16 protein-coding genes are annotated in these 17,087 nt (G+C 33.6%); 4 read left to right on the top strand and 12 right to left on the bottom strand.

All coding sequences use genetic code 11. The features are described from left to right. Positions 1-341 precede the first annotated feature (341 nt). Together K6T82_RS07165 and K6T82_RS07170 are read left to right on the top strand one after the other, a co-directional pair. The gene (locus K6T82_RS07165; RefSeq protein ID WP_223705252.1) at positions 342-1,520 is read left to right on the top strand and encodes an AIR synthase related protein; all 1,179 of its coding nucleotides are present in this window, start codon (positions 342-344) and stop codon (positions 1,518-1,520) included. Positions 1,521-1,682: 162 nt separating this feature from the next. After that, complete coding sequence (locus K6T82_RS07170; protein ID WP_223705253.1) at positions 1,683-2,039, top strand: hypothetical protein; 357 nt, start codon at positions 1,683-1,685, stop codon at positions 2,037-2,039. A gap of 118 nt (positions 2,040-2,157) precedes the next feature. On the opposite strand, the gene K6T82_RS07175 is transcribed toward K6T82_RS07170, so the two are convergent. Further along, the gene (locus tag K6T82_RS07175; protein ID WP_223705254.1) at positions 2,158-2,781 is read right to left on the bottom strand and encodes a M949_RS01915 family surface polysaccharide biosynthesis protein; all 624 of its coding nucleotides are present in this window, start codon (positions 2,779-2,781) and stop codon (positions 2,158-2,160) included. A 113-nt stretch (positions 2,782-2,894) separates the two neighbouring features. On the opposite strand from K6T82_RS07175, the gene K6T82_RS07180 reads away from it, so the two are divergent. Both K6T82_RS07180 and K6T82_RS07185 read left to right on the top strand, forming a co-directional pair. Beyond that, entirely contained in the window at positions 2,895-5,228 is a 2,334-nt protein-coding gene (locus tag K6T82_RS07180; protein ID WP_223705255.1) for a GH92 family glycosyl hydrolase, read from the top strand. 165 nt (positions 5,229-5,393) lie between these two features. Further along, entirely contained in the window at positions 5,394-5,837 is a 444-nt protein-coding gene (locus K6T82_RS07185) for a hypothetical protein (protein ID WP_223705256.1), read from the top strand. A gap of 164 nt (positions 5,838-6,001) precedes the next feature. Here K6T82_RS07185 and K6T82_RS07190 read toward each other — a convergent pair whose 3' ends face one another. The 11 genes from K6T82_RS07190 to K6T82_RS07240 form a co-directional block, all read right to left on the bottom strand. After that, positions 6,002-7,855, bottom strand: coding sequence for a M61 family metallopeptidase (locus tag K6T82_RS07190; RefSeq protein WP_223705257.1), 1,854 nt, complete (start codon positions 7,853-7,855; stop codon positions 6,002-6,004). Positions 7,856-7,966: 111 nt separating this feature from the next. Then, a complete protein-coding gene (locus K6T82_RS07195; protein WP_223705258.1) occupies positions 7,967-8,245 on the bottom strand; it encodes a DUF2805 domain-containing protein in 279 nt (92 codons plus the stop codon). Positions 8,246-8,365: 120 nt separating this feature from the next. Next, positions 8,366-9,193: a sterol desaturase family protein gene (locus K6T82_RS07200; RefSeq protein ID WP_223705259.1), complete on the bottom strand. Its 828-nt coding sequence runs from the start codon at positions 9,191-9,193 to the stop codon at positions 8,366-8,368. Positions 9,194-9,331: 138 nt separating this feature from the next. Further along, positions 9,332-10,054 (bottom strand): aquaporin Z, encoded by a 723-nt coding sequence (gene aqpZ, locus K6T82_RS07205; RefSeq protein WP_223705260.1) that lies wholly within the window; start codon positions 10,052-10,054, stop codon positions 9,332-9,334. Positions 10,055-10,082: 28 nt separating this feature from the next. Beyond that, on the bottom strand, positions 10,083-10,439 hold the full coding sequence (locus tag K6T82_RS07210) for a DoxX family protein (RefSeq protein WP_223705261.1): 357 nt from the start codon (positions 10,437-10,439) through the stop codon (positions 10,083-10,085). Positions 10,440-10,526: 87 nt separating this feature from the next. Further along, positions 10,527-11,426, bottom strand: coding sequence for an EamA family transporter (locus K6T82_RS07215; protein WP_223705262.1), 900 nt, complete (start codon positions 11,424-11,426; stop codon positions 10,527-10,529). A gap of 217 nt (positions 11,427-11,643) precedes the next feature. Then, on the bottom strand, positions 11,644-12,777 hold the full coding sequence (locus K6T82_RS07220) for a peptidylprolyl isomerase (RefSeq protein ID WP_223705263.1): 1,134 nt from the start codon (positions 12,775-12,777) through the stop codon (positions 11,644-11,646). A 33-nt stretch (positions 12,778-12,810) separates the two neighbouring features. After that, entirely contained in the window at positions 12,811-13,887 is a 1,077-nt protein-coding gene (locus K6T82_RS07225; RefSeq protein ID WP_223705264.1) for a peptidylprolyl isomerase, read from the bottom strand. Between the two features lie 16 nt (positions 13,888-13,903). After that, positions 13,904-14,548, bottom strand: a complete 645-nt coding sequence (gene gldI, locus K6T82_RS07230; RefSeq protein ID WP_223705265.1) for a gliding motility-associated peptidyl-prolyl isomerase GldI — start codon at positions 14,546-14,548, stop codon at positions 13,904-13,906. Between the two features lie 8 nt (positions 14,549-14,556). Beyond that, the gene (locus K6T82_RS07235; protein ID WP_223705266.1) at positions 14,557-15,561 is read right to left on the bottom strand and encodes a DHH family phosphoesterase; all 1,005 of its coding nucleotides are present in this window, start codon (positions 15,559-15,561) and stop codon (positions 14,557-14,559) included. 172 nt (positions 15,562-15,733) lie between these two features. Then, positions 15,734-16,990, bottom strand: a complete 1,257-nt coding sequence (locus K6T82_RS07240; protein ID WP_223705267.1) for a voltage-gated chloride channel family protein — start codon at positions 16,988-16,990, stop codon at positions 15,734-15,736. Positions 16,991-17,087: the final 97 nt, after the last annotated feature.

Below are 17,087 nucleotides of genomic sequence, written 5' to 3' on the forward strand. Positions count from 1 at the left end.
ATGCCCTGAAATCAAAGTAATTCAAGAATAAGTAAATTTTTTCTTGTAAAATTAACGGAGGGGAAATGCATTTTATCGAAATAATACGCGCTTTGTCGATAATATTGTAATGTTTTGAAAAATAATGACTTGTGTTTTGTTAAGGAATGATTAAGTTTTCTAATTTAGTCTAGAAATTAAGAAAGCACACAATAGAGATACCACAATAACCAACATAATTTAATCTGTGAAAAATCGGCGATATTCCAATCTGCCGATTTTTTTTTAATCAAATATTCGAATAAGTAAAAGAATTAAAAAAAGGGATTATCTTTGCACCACATCAACACAAACTAATTTTCATGAGTTCAGATTCTAGCAAAAGGTACGCACAAAGAGGTGTTTCGGCATCAAAAGAAGACGTACACAACGCCATAAAAAACATTGACAAAGGTTTATTTCCGCAGGCATTCTGTAAAATTGTTCCGGATTATTTAACTCAGGACAACGAACACTGCCTTATCATGCATGCCGACGGAGCGGGTACAAAGTCGTCTTTGGCTTATATGTATTGGAAAGAAACCGGAGATCTTTCTGTTTGGAAAGGAATTGCTCAGGATGCATTAATCATGAATATTGATGATTTATTATGCGTTGGTGCAACCGATAATATTTTACTTTCTTCTACAATTGGAAGGAATAAAAACTTAATTCCGGCCGAGGTTATCTCAGCAATCATCAACGGAACAGAAGAATTAATCAACGAATTGAAATCTTTCGGAGTAACAATTCATTCAACTGGTGGAGAAACGGCAGACGTTGGAGATGTTGTTCGTACTATTATTGTAGATTCTACAGTAACAGCACGTATGAAACGTTCTGATGTTGTAGATAACGCAAACATCAAAGCAGGAGATGTAATTGTTGGTTTGGCTTCTTTTGGTCTGGCAACTTACGAAAAAGGATATAACGGCGGAATGGGAAGTAACGGATTGACTTCTGCTCGCCATGACGTTTTCGGAAAATATTTAGCAAAAAAATACCCAGAAAGTTATGATGCGGCGGTTCCAGAAGAATTAATCTATTCTGGACAAGTTAATTTAACAGATGAAGTAGAGAATAGTCCAATCAATGCTGGACAATTAGTGCTTTCTCCAACGAGAACTTACGCGCCAATTATCAAGAAAATTTTAGATAAATACACTCCAGAAGATATTCACGGAATGGTACACTGCAGTGGTGGTGCACAGACTAAAATTTTACATTTCGTGAAAGATTTACATGTTATAAAAGACAACTTGTTTCCAGTTCCTCCATTGTTCAAATTAATTCAAGAACAATCGAAAACAGATTGGAAAGAAATGTATCAGGTTTTCAACTGTGGACACAGAATGGAGCTTTATGTTCCAGAAAACATTGCACAAGATATTATTGAAATTTCAAAATCATTCAATGTAGATGCGCAAATCGTTGGTAGAGTAGAAGCTTCAGAAGAAAAGAAACTGACTATCACAAGCGAATACGGAACATTTACTTACTAAAAATATTTAAACCATATAAGTTATATAAGTTCATTTTAATTTGATAGATTAGATTTGTCAGACTGAGCGAAGTCGAAGCCTTATTTTTTACTGTCTTCCATTTTTTCAGAAAGAATTTATATTTACTTATATAACTTATATGGTTTCAAAACTACACCGATTATGTACGAATTACTTTTTTGGAAATATTTAGACGAAATCTACCTTAATAATCAAGAAGTTTATGAAGCATTACTTGAAAAAGAAGAAGTAGAAGGTCTTGCCGTTCTCCAAGTTGAAGTAATCATAAATAGAATTAATTCTGTTTTTTCAGACTGGGAAAGAGTCGATGAAAACAGCTGGAAAAATCCAAAAGGAAAAGGAGCTTTTCAAGTTGTTACCACACCTCAAAGCATAAAAATTGATTGCTACGGAACCGAAGGAAAAACCATGAACAAATTGGTTGACATCATGGAAGAATTCAAATGCCCGCTTTACGATCCGCAAGTTCCGGAACGTTATGATGAGATGAGTGAGTAGGTTTTTTGTTTCAGGTTTCAGGTTTCAGGTTTCAGGTTTTTTTGTTTCAAGTTTCAGGTTTCGAGTTCCTGAAAAGTTTGGCAACTAACAATTCACCATTAACAATTTACAATTAAATCTACCCGTCTTTCAAAAGTAAATTCTGTTCTTTTCTCAATTTCTCTGTCAATTGATCGACATAACTTTTTATTTTCTGTGGAAGTGTATTCCAATTTTGATCCTTTTTAAAACTTCTGCAATGGTCTAGATCACATTCAACGGCACGAATTGCATATTTTTTGTTTTTGTAGAGCGTTATGATTTTTACACGTCTTATTTCACCATATTCCGTTTTTGAACCATAAACAATTACAGGGTCGACATAACCATCCCCATCCAAATCCTTTGTGCTGCAATATTTTGTCCAAAACCAAATCGTAGTTTCTTTCGGAATATAATCTTCAAGTAAATCATTAATTCTCCATTTTTCTAAAAAACCTCCGTGATCATTCATCACACAAATTGCCTGAATTTTGGTGTTTAAGGTGTCTTTTTTAGAAATAGTTTTTTGATTTTCGGTGAAAACCAAATCATAAACACCGCTTTTGTCGCTAAATTCAATTGCTTTATAAATTGGAAAATCTGAAATTTCGTTAAGCTCTCTTTGATTGATTTCCTCTTTAGTTAATGCAAAACTTTCTGTTTTTTGAGAATAACCACACAATGAATGAATTAAAAAAAGCAGTGAAAAAATCTTTTTCATAAGGCATTTATTTTTTTAGAATTTCAAAGATATTCAAATGGATGTAGTTTAAAAATTTAAATTTTGTTGTAATTTTCTAAACTAAAAAATAATTAAAAAACATTTTCACAATTATGTTGCAAAAAACTGTTTTTCGTTTTACAATTGGAGCTTTGTTGCTTGTTTTTACTGCTAATATGAATGCGCAAAAAAAGACAAACGTACCTAAAAATCTAATACAATATGTTGATCCGATGATCGGAACAGCAAAAATGGGACATACATATCCAGGTGCAACTGTACCTTTTGGGAGCGTACAATTGAGCCCCGAAACCGATACGATTGCTTACGGTTTAAACGGGAAATATAATGGAGAAGTCTATAAATATTGCGCAGGATACCAATACGAAGACAAAACGATTGTAGGTTTTAGCCATACGCATTTTAGTGGTACAGGACATTCTGACCTGGGTGATTTCTTAATTATGCCTACAACTGGAAAATTACAATTAAATCCTGGGGTGGCTTCAAAACCTTTATCAGGTTATAGATCGGCATTTTCTCATGCAACAGAAAAAGCAGAACCAGCATATTATAGTGTTTTTCTGGAAGATCATAAAATTAAAGCAGAACTTACGGCAACTACGAGAGTGGGAATGCATCAATATACTTTTCCAAAATCAGATGAAGCACATATTATTTTAGATCTGACTTCCGGAATTTACAATTACGATAAAAAGAACGTCTGGACTTTTGTTCGAATTGAAAATGATACTTTGATTACAGGATATCGTCAAACGAACGGATGGGCGAGAACGAGAACAGTTTATTTTGCTATGTCATTCAATAAACCAATAAAAAGTTACGGACAAGCTCCATTAGAAAAAAGCGTTTACAGAGGTTTTTGGGGAAGATTCGACCAAACAAAAAACTTCCCGGAAATGGCAGGACAAAACTTAAAATTGTTCTTTGATTTTGATACCAACGAAGGGGAAAAAATTAAAATAAAAATGGCATTATCGCCTGTGAGTTCTGCGGGCGCTTTGGAAAACATGAAAAAAGAAGTTCCGGGTTGGGATTTCGAAAAAGTAAAAAAACAAAGTCAGGAAATCTGGAATAAAGAACTAAATAAAGTTCAGGTTGAAACGATTCAGAAAGAAGATTTAGTGAATTTCTACACTGCGATGTACCATGCTTTTTTAGGTCCAACGGAATACATGGATTTGGATCGAAATTATAAAGGTCTGGATATGAATGTACACCAAGCAGAAAACTTTACCAATTATACCAGTTATTCACTTTGGGACACCTATCGTGCTTTGCATCCGTTATTTAATATTGTCCAACCAAAAAGAAATGCCGATATGGTAAGTTCAATGTTGGCGCATTCGGATCAGAGTGTTCATAAAATGCTTCCTATCTGGTCACATTATGCCAATGAAAATTGGTGTATGATTGGGTATCATTCTGTTTCTGTAGTTGCAGATGCAATCGTAAAAGGCAATATTAGTTTTGATGCCGAAAAAGCGCTTCAAGCGTGTGTAAATACTGCAAAAGTACCCTATTACGACGGTTTGGAGTTTTATATGAGTAAAGGTTATGTACCTGAAGATAAAAACGGCGCATCGGTTTCTAAAACTTTAGAATACGCTTATGATGACTGGGCAATTGCACAAGCGGCAAAGAAATTAGGAAAAACAGATATTTACAATGAATTCATCAATAGATCTAAAAATTATAAAAATGTTTATGACGAGAAAACGGGTTTCATGCGCCCAAAATTGAATGATGGAACTTTCAAAAAAGAATTTGATCCGTTAGACACACACGGGCAAGGCTTTATTGAAGGAAATTCTTGGAATTACAGTTTATACGTTCCGCAAGATCCTGCCAGTATGATTCAATTAATGGGAGGAAATGAGAAATTTAAAGTTCGTTTAGATTCTTTGTTCAATATGCATCTTCCTGATAAATATTTTGAAAATACTGAAGACATTACAAGAGATGGAATTATTGGAAATTATGTTCACGGCAACGAGCCTTCTCATCACGTAGTTTATTTGTACAATTGGACAGATTCTCCTTGGAAATCACAAGACAAGATTAGAATGATTTTGAAGAAAATGTACAGAAACGGCGCCGATGGTTTAGGAGGGAATGACGATTTCGGACAAATGAGTGCTTGGTATATTTTCAGTAGTTTAGGATTTTATCCAGTTGCTCCAGGTTCTGACGAATATGCTTTAGGGAGTCCGTTATTAAAAAATGCCATTTTAAATTTAGAAAACGGAAAAACTTTTGAGGTTGCAACAGTCAATCAATCCGATAAAAATGTGTTTGTTTCAAAAGTACTTTTAAATGGAAAAGAACTTTCTAGCCCTTTCTTAAAACATGAAGATGTTATAAATGGAGGGAAAATTACTTTTTATATGAGCAGTAAGCCAAATAAAAAGAATTTTAAAAATTAAGCGACTGTCAGGCCTAGCGAAGTCGAAGAGCTTTGTACCGAAAGGACTTCGACTTCGTTCGGCCTGACAAATAAGAAATATTAAAATTCGAGAAAATTTGTGCAATTCGTGGCGAAACAACGAAAAACTTCACGAAATTTGCACTTCAAATAAAGAAAACGAAATATGAAAATAAATCTAAAATCAGGAATTGATAAATTGCTTTTCGGAATGAAGCAGAATGATGTAACAGCAGCTTTAGGAAAGCCTGATAAAAATTATAAAGACGAAGATGATAATGTTATTTTTGTTTATAATGCACTAAAAATCAGATTGACATTTTATCAAGAAGAAGACTTGAAATTAGGTTATTTAGTAGCTTCAAGCGGCGATTTAGAAGTTTTCGGATATAAATTGATCGGAAGAAAAATTGCTGATGTAAAGAAAGATTTAGCAACAAAAGGAATTACAAAATACAATCAGGAAACTTTTGACACTTTCGAAAATTACTTCAATGAAGACAATTGGTTTATTCTTCAAACAGAATTTGATGAAGTGGTAAAGTTTGAAATAGGTGCCATCATCAACGACAAAGACGAATTTGACTGGAAGTTTCCGGTGAAGAAATAGAAATTAAAGGCAAAGTCATTGCGAGGAACGAAGCAATCTCACTAATATAAGTAAGTTTTGTATATATGGACATTCTATATGTGATTGCTTCGTTCCTCGCAATGACATAAAAAAAACCGCCTCGTTTTATTAACGAGACGGTTTTTTTATGTTTTAAAAAGAAATTATCCTTTTAACCAAGCATTTTTAAGTTTGTCTTTTGAAGCATCAGTCGCTTTAAAAGTTTCTGCCTCTTCGTATGGAAGCTTTACAGTTCCTTTAATAGTTTCTTCTTTAGCACCACGTTTAATTTTAACAGTGATTGGATCATTTTCTTTCCAGTTTTCACTTTCTGTAATCAAATCGTAGATATTATCTAAATTGTATGATTTGTTGTTTACAGCTAAAATTTTATCGCCACCTTTTAAATTTAAGCTTTTGAAGAATTCATTTTCAACATCAGGACGAACGATAATTTCTTTTGTTGCTTTATCAATCGTGATATATGGCGTTTGTCCTTTAAGGAAAGGATTTCCAGCTTTTTTCTCTGTCGATTTTGTGACACCAACTTTTGCTAAATAAAAATCGTAAGGAATTGGAGTTGTTCCAGCTACATATTTATTTAAGAATTCTCCAACTTCAGGATAAGTTAACGAAGTGATTTTAGCAAATAATTCATCATCATTGAATGGTTTTTCAACACCATATTCGTCTGATAATTTATGCATTAAATCCAGAATTCCTCTTTCTCCATTGCTTTTTTCTCTAATGATAATATCGATACACATTCCGATTAAAGCTCCTTTTTGATATACATTTAAGTATTGATCTTTATAAGGTTGTTCCAATACATTTTTACTCATCACAGTAAATGACATCGTATCATTTAAACCTTTAGCCTGTTCTATTTTATCTGCAATACGAGTATAGAATTCTGCTTCATCAATTAAACCTTGGTTGATTTGAAAAAGATTTGCAAAATATTCGGTTACACCTTCGTACATCCATAAATGTTCAGACATTTTTGGCGCATTATAGTCAAAATACTGAATTTCTTTTGAGTGGATGGTCAATGGAGTCACGATATGGAAAAACTCGTGAGAAACCACATCTTTCATCGATTCAACCAATTTTTCTTTTGACAATGATTCTGGTAAAACCACAGTAGTAGCTGTTGGATGTTCTAATGCACCAAAACCGTGTGCATCATCTTTTGCCATGCTTGACAAGTATAGCAAAACAGTATATTTTTTAGTAGAATTTACTTTTCCTAAAAAGTTTTTCTGTGCTGTCATCATCGTTTTCATTTCCGGTGTGATGCTTTCTGCAGTAAATTTTCCAGTTGGAGAGTATACAGCAATTAAGATGTCCATTCCGTTCACATTAAAAGTAGTGTAATCCGGTTTAGAGTACATAATCGGATTTTCTACTAAAATTGCATAACGAGAAGTTTTAAATACATCAGCAGTATTGCTTGCATCTTCATCTGTCATAGAAGTTGCTCCCCAAAGTGTTTCAGGGTGTGTAATGGTAACTTTGTAAGGAACTTCTAATTTATCCTGAAAATATCCAACAAAACCATGAGTATTTATCATGAAATTTTTTCCTGCGTCAATATTGGTTCCTGCTGGAGAGAAAACATCATCATTACCAAATCCAGTTCCTTTTTCAGTATCAAAAGTATCGTTTACTAAATAAGTTATTTTCTTTAAAGTCTTTGCGTTTGAAATGGACCAACTGTTGTCGTCAATTCTTTTTACGGTAAGTGCAGTTCCTTTTGCATCAAATGCTTTAAAATCTTCAGCATATTTTCCGTAATTATCTGTAGAATAAGTTCCAGGAACCGTTTTAGGAATACTATAAACTATTTCATCGGTTTTAATTGCTGGTGGAGTTACCGTTACCAGTACTTTATCATCTTTAACGTCTGTCAGATTGATGTTAACTTCTACCATATTGCTTTTTGCGGCTCCAGTGCTACCTGTTTTACAGCTCCAAAATGTAACCGCTAGAGCTAAGGTGTAAAGTATTTTTTTCATTTGTATATATTTAGTTAATAGTATTTGTCACAAAAAGTACCTGAAAGTTACTTAAAAATAACAATAAATTTAAAATAAAAAAAAACTCCTGAAAAACAGGAGCTTAAAAGTTTAATCTAGTTTATTTTTTATATAATATTTTCCATCCAAATCTTCATCAAAATCATCTATTTTTACTGGTTTTGGTTTAGGTTTGTTCGCAATTGCCTTCTTTTTCCACATCTCAAACTTCTCAAGAGGCATTTTCTTTTTCATGATTTCCAGAACTTCTTTTTCTGCTAATCCATATTCTTTTTTTATAATTTCAAATGGATTTTTTTCTTCTAAAGCTAACGAAACAAGTTTTTCGGTTTGCTCCCAAGTCAATTCTTTGCGGCTACTCTTTTTCATCACGTGAAAATTAATTCAAAATAGGTTTTAATTATTAATAGATTGATTCTCAATTTATGTATCAATATTAAAAAAAAAAATAATAAGTTGTTTCGGAAGAGTATATTTTTTTTAATGTTTTTAACTGTTTTTAAAGGATCGTGATTTTTCAAATGGAATTTTTAGCAGATTCTTCAACCTATTGTTTTCTTCTGGACTCATGTGCGTATCAACGCCATAAATTAATTGCTCTTTTGGAAGATAGGTAAAAGTTCCAAAAAGCCTGTCCCAAACTGAAAATATATTACCATAATTACTATCGGTATAAGGCAAAACATAATGATGATGTACTTTATGCATATTAGGAGAAACAATAAAATAACTCAAGAAAATATCCAGTTTTTCTGGCAGCGAAATATTGGCATGATTAAATTGCGATGCTACCACGGATAGAGATTGATATAGAAAAACCATCCACATAGGAGCACCAACGATAAAAACGCCTAAAGTGGTAAAAATAAATCGTATTACGCTTTCGCCTGGATGATGCCGATTAGCGGTCGTAGTGTCTATCCAAGTATCGGTATGATGTACTAAATGAAATTGCCAGAGAAACTTGAATTTATGTTGAACAAAATGTGCTAAATAAGCACCAATTAAATCCAAAAGCAATAAACCGATTATTGTATATAACCAAACTGGTATTTTTGGAAGCCATTGTAAAATGCCAAAATGATTTTCTATTGTCCAGCTTGCTGTTTTTATTAAAATGAAAGCTAAAATAAAATTGACAACAATGGTGGTGAAAGTAAAAAAGAAATTTATTCCGGCATGTGGCCATTTCTTATATTGCATTCGGAATAGTGGAAATGTATTTTCAATAAGCCAAAAAATAGTAATTCCGCCAACAAGAATCAGGCTTCTATGTGAAGATGGAATGGTACTGAAGTAAGAAATAATTTCGTTCATAATACTAAATATTTGAGTTGAAATATGGTTTTCCTGTTCGATTTTATCCAAAAAAAAGAGAAAATCAAACCTAAATATATTTGATTTTCTCTTATGAAATTAATTAGATGCTAATTTATAATTATTATGCGCTAATTTTTACAATACAATTTTGTCTGGTTCACCGTGTTGTTGTAATAGATTTTTGTAGATAAAACCAGCTGCTATTGCACCCAAAATAGGAGCCGCCCAGAAAAGCCAGACCTGAGCTAGTGGTTCGCCTCCTGTAAAAACGGCCTGAGAAAGTGATCTTGCTGGATTTACAGAAGTATTGGTAATTGGTATACTAACCAAATGGATTACAGTCAGTGTTAAACCGATTGCAATACCACAAAAATTACTATTGGCAAATTTGTCTGTCGCCCCCAAAATAATTAAAAGAAAGAACATGGTAAGAACAAATTCTGTTATAAAAGCAGCTTGTAAAGAATAACCGTCCGGAGAAAAAGCTCCAAAGCCGTTTGAAGCAAATGCTCCTGCTTTAGTGTTGTCAATTGCAAAACCGGCTTTTCCAGATGCAATGGTGTACAATGTTCCGGCCGCAGCTATAGCGCCAATACATTGAGCAATGATGTAAGGAATAAGATCTTTAATCGGGAATTTTCCTCCTGCCCATAAACCGAAAGAAACTGCTGGATTAAAATGTCCACCAGAAATGTGTCCAACAGCATAAGCCATTGCTACTACTGTTAGACCAAATGCAAGTGCAACGCCTGCAAATCCGATTCCTAGTTCTGGAAATCCTGCAGCGAAAAGTGCACTTCCGCAACCTCCAAAAACAAGCCAGTAAGTTCCGAAGAACTCAGCAAATAATTTTTTCATAATAAAATAATTTAATTAATGGTTAATGTTAGAATACATATTGGGCTGCCCAATAAATCAAAATAATTTGTAAGGGCAAACGTACAAATAAAATCCATCTTGGTAAACCAAAACCTGCTTTTTTATTTTGAAACATATAAACATTTGCAGGAAATACAGCAATTAGTAATGCTATAATTCCCCAAGCTGCAATACGAGTTGTAAAAGGCAGGGTTAGGAGGATGCCTAGAATTATTTCGGCACCACCACTTAAAATATTTATTAATTTGGGGTTCTTAAATGCGGGAGGAATGATTTTGATATACATTCCGGGCTTTCTAAAATGATTAATTCCAGCAAGTATATAAAGAGAAGCCATTAAATATAAATGCCAAGGTAGAATCATGATATCTTATTGTTTATCACGAATTTATGAAAAAAATTAACAATTATTGCGCTACAGAAGATCTTTTTTTAGGTATGTTTTTTTTATTTACTTTTTAGACTTGAAATTTACATTCATAATAATTATGGCAAGTATGATCAAAACAATTCCAATCCATTGAGATAGGATTACTTTTTCATTTAATAATACAAATGCCATCATAACAGATACTGGCAATTCAAGTGCAGAAACAATACTTCCTAGTCCAATACCAGTTAGAGGAAAACCAGCGTTCATAAGCAATGGCGGAATTATAGTTCCAAATAAAGACAATACGATTCCCCATTTTAGAAAAATTTCAAGATTAAAAGGGGCAACCTGTGTCGCAAAAGCAAAAGAGAATACGATAATAGATCCGCCCAAAAGCATATAAAGACTTCTTTGTGCTGAAGATATTTCTGTAGCAACACGGTTTGCAGTAAACATAGTTGTGGTAAAAGAAGCTGCTGCCATAATTCCCCAAGCCAAACCTCTCCAATCTAATTTGATATCATTGTTGATGATATTTGTTGCGAGAACAGTTCCAAAAAGCACAATAAGTACAGCAATGATTTTTTGCTTGGAAGGAAGCTTTTTTTCTAGAATCATTTCAAGTAATACACCCATCCAAACGGTCTGCATTAATAAAACGATTCCAATAGAAACAGGAATGTATTTTACTGCCAAATAGTAAAACAAACTAGTCATTCCTAAAGAAGTTCCTGCCAGCATTAAGCTAAAAATGTTTTTAGGAGTTGCCTTAACGGTCTGATTTTTATTTTTAATTCTTTGAAAAAGATTGATTAAAAGAATTCCTGTAATTCCGTAAATAAATTGTGAGGTGGTAACTTCTGCGGTTGTGTATCCTTCAGAATAAGCTATTTTGACAAAAGTAGCCAACATTCCATATGTAGTTGCACCTAAAGCAACTAGAAAAACACCTTTTAATACATTGTTTTGCGACGTCATAATTTATCTGTTTTAAAAAATTCAGCCGGCAAAGATAAGCTATTTTATTTAGGATTTTATCGTACTATGTTGAGAATACTGACTTAATAACAATAAAAAGGAATTTAGAAGTCTTGAATTATGAATTGTTCAAAAAAACGAAACCTTTTATAAAAGAAAAACCATCAGAGAAGTCCTGATGGTTTTTATATAAATAAAGAACAAATTTTTGTCTTAATTATTTAGGCTGATTTTGGTATGTTTCGATTTCAAAAATCAAAGTAGCATTTGGCGGAATAACACCTCCTGCACCTTTTTCGCCATACGCTAAGTTAGAAGGCAAGAAGAAGATTGCTTTTTCTCCATCTGTCATCATATCAAGTGCTTCAAGAAAACCTGGAATCATTCCGTCTTTTTTACCCACCGTAAACGGAAAAGCTTTGTAACCGCCTTGAGCATCTCTATTAGCATCATATTTTCCATAAACTTTTGCTACCGAAGCCATACTGCTGTCAAATAAAGTACCATCTTCAAAATATCCAGCGTAGTGAAAGTAGATTGTAGAACCTTCTGCACCTTTAACGCCTGTTCCTTTTTGAGTGATTACATATTTTAAACCAGAAGCCGTTGCAGTTGCTTTAGCTTTTGTGTCTTTAAAATACGCAGCTTTTGCCGCTACCACTTTTTTAGCCTCTTCTTTTTTAGCGGCTTCTTTTTTTACATCATCGCTTAAAACTTTTAAAGCATCAAATTTCTTTGGCGCAGCACCTTTGCGAGTAATAACAATTTTTGTCATTACATCATCCTGAACAATTTTATTTACGACATCCATTCCAGAAACCACATGACCGAAAATGGTATGTTTTCCGTTTAACCAAGGAGTATCTTTGTGTGTAATGAAAAATTGGCTTCCATTTGTTGCTGGACCAGAATTTGCCATTGCTAGAACACCGCCTTTTTCAAATTTCAAATCGTCTACAAATTCATCTTTAAAAGAATATCCAGGGCCTCCAGAACCGTTTCCGTCAGGATCACCACCTTGAATCATAAAATCATTAATAACTCTGTGGAATTTTAATCCGTTATAAAATGGTTTTCCTTTAAGAGATGCTTTAACGTTAGGATTTGTACCTTCAGCCAAAGTAATAAAGTTTGCTACAGTAACAGGCGCTTTTACATATTCTAAAGAAAGAACAATATCTCCTTTTGTTGTAGAGATTGTGGCAAAGATACCTTCTTCAGTACTTGGCTTCACAGCAGGTTTTGCTGCTGTTGTTGTTGCTTTTGTTGCAGGTTTTGCTGCCGGCTTTTTAGTTTGTGCCTGAATATTTACTATTGCAAGGCAAAATAAAAATAAAAATTTAAACTTCATTTCTTTCAGATTTAAGTCTGTAAATAAACTTTTTTATGGTTTTTCTGTTATTTGAATTTCGAAAATAATATTGGCATTAGGTGGAATTACGCCTCCAGCTCCAGTTTCTCCATAAGCTAAATGAGATGGAATAAAAATAACTGCTTTATCGCCTAATGAAAGTTGTTCAACACCTTCAATAAAACCAGGGATTAAACCTTCTTTTTTACCTGCCTGAAATTGAATTGGCTGATATGCTTTTGCTTCTGCTCTTGCAGGATCAAATTTTCCGAATTGTTTTGCAACACTTTCAATACTAGTGTCAAATAAGGTTCCGTCTTCAAGAAAACCAGCATAATGAATGTATATCTGACTTCCTACAGCAGGTTTTTTTCCAGTTCCTTTTTCAATGATCACGTATTCTAAGCCACTTGCAGTTTTAGTTGCTTTTGCTTTTAAAGCAACATAAGAAGCCACTTTTTCTTTTTGTACTCCTGCGTATTTGCTTTGTTCTTTTGCAATATCAGCAAAATAGTCGTGAAATACTTTTACGGCATCAAATTTCTTTGCTGCCTCACCATTTCTGATAATAGTTACAGAAACGATATTGTCGCCCTGAACTACTTTATTTACTACTTCCTGATCTTTAGCATCTACAACATGACCAAAGATAGTATGCTTATTGTCTAACCAAGGAGTTTCAACATGAGTAATAAAAAATTGACTGCTGTTGGTTCCAGGACCATTATTGGCCATTGCTAAAACACCAGCTTTATCGAATTTTAAATCTGAGAATTCATCTTTAAATTTATAACCTGTATCTCCAGAACCTGTTCCTAAAGGATCTCCAGTTTGAATCATGAAATTTTCAATAACTCTATGGAATTTTAAACCATCAAAAAAAGGTTTCTTTTTTAGGTTTTCGTGTGTTACAAATTCATTTTTACCTTCAGCCAAGGTTACAAAATTTGCAACTGTAATTGGTGCTTTTTTATAGTCAAGTTCTACAATGATATGACCTTTATTTGTTTCGATATCGGCATATAAACCATCTGGTAGATTGCTATGATCGTCTTTACAAGAATAAAATGAGCTAACGGCTATTAGTAATAATAAAATACTTTTTTTCATTTTAAGATGTTGTTTTTTATGGAGTTAATGTATCTTTTTTTGCTGGTGCTGCAGGTTTTGAAACTGCAGGTTTAGGTGTGGTCGTTTTTGGAGCTACAGCGGTTTGAGCAGCTGGATCTGGAACAAAATTTCGTAGTGTCACGGTAACCATTAAAGGTTCGTTGGTTCCGATTTTTTTATTATCTCCATGATAGCCATAAGCCATATGCGATGGAAACAAGAAAGTAATTGTTTCGCTTTTATGCATTCTTTTAATTCCGTCACGTAAACCCATCATGATATCTTGCTTGTCTACATAATATGTTTGAGGACCAAGATCAGATTCTGAATAAATAATTTTACCTTCAAGATCTTTTACTTCCATGTTGAAGTAAGCAATATCTCCTTTTCTCGGGGCAGCGGTTTCCGTAGGGCTTTTTTCGTCGTAATTAAACCAATAGCCTTTAGGAGTAGCATAATATTTTACTTTCGGATTGCTTTTGATTATTTTTTTGATAACATCTTCTTCGCTGGCCACTAATTTTTTATTTCGATCTGCAGATGTTTTCATGAATGTTCCTGAAGCACTGGAAATAGGTCTTCTGGCTTCTTCATGGTGCTTACAGCTGATTAACAAAGCAGCAAAAAGCAAACTATAAATACTCAGTTTTAGGTTATTCATTGATTGGGCTATAAGGTTAGTTTCTTTACTAAATCTTCAAATTTCTGAACTGTTTCTTCCATCGAAACCTCAGACCTTCCGCCGGCTGCGTTACTGTGTCCGCCTCCGTTAAAATGATCTCTGGCAAACTGATTCACATCAAAACCACCTTGCGAACGGAAAGAAATCTTGATAATTCCTTCTTCTTTATTTTCGATAAAAATAGCAGTAAAAACAATATCTTTTATACTTAAACCATAATTAACAATTCCTTCTGTATCACCTTTAACATAATTGAAAGAATCTAATTCTTCTTGTGTTAACGTCATATAAGAGGTTTTATGTTCTTCGAATATCTTCATATTTTGCAAAGCACGTCCTAATAACTGTAATCTGCTGAATGAACTATTATCAAATAATAAAACGGGAATCTCAGTGTTTTCAACACCTAAATCAATTAATTCGGCTATAATTCGGTGTGTGTTTCCAGTAGTTCCTGGAAAACGGAAAGAACCAGAATCGGTTAAAATTCCTGTGTAAATACAAGTTGCAATGTTCTTATCAATATCTTCTCTTTTGTTTAAGAAATCGATAAAATTATAAATCATTTCACAAGTAGATCCAAATGAGGTGTCTGAATAAGTGTAGGTTGCATAATCATCAGGTTTTTGATGATGATCGATCATAATGAAAGTACCTTTTAGCTTGGCCAAAGTATGTTCCATTTCACCCGTTCGATGAAAAGCATTAAAATCAAGTGTGAAAATGATATCAGCTTCCTCTAAAATTTGGGTGCATATCTGAGTTTCTCTTTCAAATATTTTTACGGTTTCTGAACCGGGAAGCCACGCTAAAAAATTAGGGAAATCATTTGGAGCAATTACTGTTGCCTGATGATTGTTTTTTATTAAAAAATGGTACAAACCTAATGTTGCCCCCATTGCATCACCATCTGGTCCTCTATGTGGAATAATGGCAATTTTCTTTGGGCTTGCGAGTAATAATTGAATCGCTTGAATATCTTGTATTTTCATAGTTTGCGAATTTACATTTTTTTAATGTAATGCTGAAAATAATTTTAGTTTTCAGTCGCAGTCTCAGTCTCGGTCTCGGTCTCGGTCTCAGTCACAGTCTCGGTCTCAGTATTCTGTTTTGTGATCAATCAATTCAATTTGGAATTTGGAATTTTTTAATTTGGAATTTCTTTTAAAGATTCTGAAGTTCTTTTTTATGAAACTTTTGATACAACTTATATTTTGCTCCTTTTACAATCTGAGATTTATAAATTCCGACAGAACCAGAAGAGAAATAAGCAATTATACAACCTATGGCAATAAAAATTCCAGGAGCAATTCCAAATAATTCCATTCCCATGATTGTACAGGCGATAGGAGTATGGGTTGCGCCAGAAAAAACAGCAACAAATCCGACTCCTGCTAAAAGAGCAATCGGCATCGGAATAATGGTGGATAAAGCACTTCCTAATGTTGCTCCGACAAAAAATAACGGAGTAACTTCTCCACCTTTAAAGCCAGCTCCCAAAGTGAATCCGGTGAATAATATTTTAAGTAAAAAATCGTACCATTGATTCGGATCGGAAAATGAATCTAAGATTACAGGAACTCCTAAACCTGAGAATTTTGTAAAACCTAGACCAGCAAATGCAACCGCTAGAACAATTCCGCCAATTACAGGACGAAGTGGTGGGTATTTTATATTTTTCGAAAAAAGAGAACTCCAGAAATGAGTGCTTCTTGCAAATAATAAAGCTGCAAATCCGGATAAAACGCCAACAATTATAACGTATAAAATGTTGTTTAGAGAAAGTTCAGGAATTTCAGGAATACTATAATGTGTATGTTTTATTTCCCAAAATTCTACTGTAAAATAAGCGGCGTAAGCAACTAAAAAAGAAAGTAAAATGCTTTTGAAGTTGATTTTACTAAAATACAAAACTTCCAAAGCAAAGATTGCACCAGCTAAAGGTGTTCCAAAAACAGAGGCAAAACCTGCGCTGATTCCTAAGATTATTAAAATCTTACGTTCAGCATTATTGAGTTTGAAAATTTTGGTAAATTGATCGGCAATAGCACCGCCCATTTGTACTGCTGTACCTTCACGACCTGCCGAACCTCCGAATAGATGAGTAAGCAAAGTTCCCAAAAGTACTAAAGGCGCCATTTTAAAAGGAATCACTTTCTTCGGACTTTCATATTCTTCCAAAAGCAAATTGTTTCCTTTTGTAACCGATTCTCCCCAATAGTAGTAACTCAAACCAACCAGCAATCCGCCGAAAGGCAAAAGCCAAATAATCCAATCGTGCTGAATTCTAAATTTTGTAACCCATTCTAAAGAAACTAAGAAAAATGCTGATGCTGATCCTGATAGAATACCGATTAAGGCACAAACTATAATCCATTTAGGAATATCGAGAAGTATTTGTTTTGGATTTTGGGAAGTCATTAATTAAGGAGAAAAAAATTATAGCCACGAATTTCGCTAATTTTCACGAATTAAAAGAAAAAATTAGTGTCAATTAGTGAAATTTGTGGCTATAAAA

This window comes from Flavobacterium potami, assembly GCF_020026915.1.
GTDB lineage: Bacteria > Bacteroidota > Bacteroidia > Flavobacteriales > Flavobacteriaceae > Flavobacterium > Flavobacterium potami.